This is a genomic window from Enterobacter cloacae complex sp. P15RS (assembly GCF_014895905.1).
GTDB classification, from domain to species: Bacteria; Pseudomonadota; Gammaproteobacteria; order Enterobacterales; family Enterobacteriaceae; genus Enterobacter; species Enterobacter quasihormaechei.
The window spans coordinates 1-229 of record NZ_JADBQL010000061.1 but is presented as its reverse complement, the minus strand read 5'-3'; the positions used below and the strand labels follow the sequence as shown (position 1 = coordinate 229).

Genomic DNA, 229 nt, shown 5'->3' with positions numbered 1-229 from the left:
CTGGTTGATGGTCTGAACTTTGGCGTTCAGTACCTGGGCAAGAACGAGCGTGATATCGCAGTACGTTCTAACGGCGACGGCTGGGCGACCTCTCTGAGCTATGACTACGAAGGCTTCGGCATCGTGGGTGCTTACGGCGCAGCTGACCGTACCAACAACCAGCAGACCCTGGACTGGGGTAAAGGCGACAAAGCTGAGCAGTGGGCTACCGGTCTGAAATACGACGCGA

1 protein-coding gene is annotated in these 229 nt (G+C 57.2%); it reads left to right on the top strand.

Annotated elements, in window-relative coordinates:
* On the top strand, window positions 1–229 hold a 229-nt coding region (locus IM267_RS21115), incomplete at both ends, for a porin (protein WP_193034241.1).